Annotated in this window: 1 protein-coding gene; it reads right to left on the bottom strand. The window is 59.9% G+C overall.

Translation table 11 applies throughout. From position 1 onward, the window contains the following. Positions 1–101 precede the first annotated feature (101 nt). Positions 102–1,427 (bottom strand): group II intron reverse transcriptase/maturase, encoded by a 1,326-nt coding sequence (gene ltrA, locus AC11W3_RS17590; protein ID WP_484093459.1) that lies wholly within the window; start codon positions 1,425–1,427, stop codon positions 102–104. Positions 1,428–1,887: the final 460 nt, after the last annotated feature.

Below are 1,887 nucleotides of genomic sequence, written 5' to 3'. Positions count from 1 at the left end.
CGATAGGGGTAGGGAGAGTCGATTGAGTTCGACTCCCCCTCCCTCCGAACCGGACAGGCGGATCTCCCGCATCCGGCTCTCCAGTTAGTGGTTCACCTGAGTCAGGATTGACGCGCTACCGCATGGGCTGTAACCAGAGAGAACAACCCGTGCTCGCTAAAGAAGGTAATGGGCCAGAGTTGATGATCCCTACCACGGCCGCGCCCTCGACCACCTTGGCGTTGGCGGAGAATACTGCGTATCCGCATCCGTATCCAGGCATCCAGGTCGCGGAATGTGTTCGGCTTGCTGTGTTTGAAATACTCAAACCAGCCCGTAGTCGTGCGATTGACGTCCTCGATGATAGCCTGCAGACTGTGGCCGTATGTGCGCCTCGTCCTGGCCCGGATCGTTTCTTTGAATTTGTCCAGGCTCTTCCGGCGCGGCCACTTCATGCCCCGCTCGAAATGGTAGCCCAGAAAGTCAAAGCCGCCCTTTTCTTCAGCATTCACGACCTTGGTCTTGACCGGGTGCAGCGTTAGCCCGGCTTGCACCGCCCACGCTCGCACCTTCTCCAGCACCGCTACGGCCTCAGCCTCGCTACGACAGAGAATCACGAAATCATCCGCATAGCGCACCATCTCATGCCCGTCCCGAACCATCGCATGATCCAGCGGGTCAAGATAGATGTTCGAGAGCATCGGGCTGATGATCGCCCCCTGAGGAGTACCCCCTTCGGGCGTCCAGCTCTCCACCCCGTCCATCACATCTTGCTTCAAGTACCTCTGCAGCATCTCGATCACTCTGCCGTCCGACACCTTCTCCTCCACGCGCTTTATCAGCCACCCATGGGGAATTGTGTCAAAGTAGCTTTTCAGGTCGGCGTCTACTACCCAGGTATGTCCTGCCTGAAGCAGTTGCCATACCCTCCTCAGGGCATCCTTACAGCCCCGGTTCGGCCGGAATCCGTAACTTTGCTCGGCATAATCCCGTTCAAAGATCGGCTCCAACACGTGCAGTATCGCCGCTTGAACCACCCGGTCTTGAACCGTCGGGATCCCCAGCGGGCGTTTCTCTTTGCTCCCCAGCTTGGGTATCCATGCCCGTCGCACCGCTTGCGGCCGGTACGTCCCGGCTTTCAGCCCTTGCGACAGCCTTTCCAGATTCTCCTCCAGGCAACGCTCGTACATCTCGACCGTCTGGTGATCCACGCCTGCCGCCCCTCCGTTGGCCTTCACTCTCTTGAAGGCCGCCCGCAGGTTCGGCATCGCGTACACCTTATCCATCAAGCTGTACCACTTGCCTCCTTTTACCCCCTCTTCGAGGGCCGTCAACATCCGTGCCGTCCAGACGCTCGGTTCGACCCATCCCCATCGGGACGCAATCTCTCCGGCTTGCGTAGCCGTTTCCGGCACTCCCGCCGGTTTCTCTTCCGTCGTTCTGTCCATCACGTCTCCACTTCCCTGCGTCTCCTTTGCTCCATCCCCGTTACGGGACTTCTTCGCTCTTATGGACGCTCTGACTCCTGCCCGGCCGGCTCTTCGGTTGCTTCGTGGCAACATGAACACCGCCTCTGTCCCGGACAGGTCTCCCTGCTTCACGTCACTGACCTTCCGATCCCTCCGTCTCCAACCACCCCCCAGGCCCCCAGCGCCGCTTTATCACGCTACCCCTCAGCTCACTGGGTCTCCTGCTCTTCGCAGGTCCAAGCTTCACCATTCCGCAGCAGGCTCGCCGATCCTGACAGGCCGAATCGAGTTCGTTATCCTACGGATGAATCGTTCACCTCCTGCTGCTCCCCACCTCGTCTCGCGACGACGCAGTTGCAGTCGGTTACAGGCCGGAGAGCGTATGCCTGGAGAGGACTTTCACCTCTCTGGTCAGCGCGCTCGCAGGCGCACTGCGGCG

The organism is Geomonas sp. (genome assembly GCF_056994735.1).
This window is presented reverse-complemented; position numbering and strand designations above follow the sequence as displayed.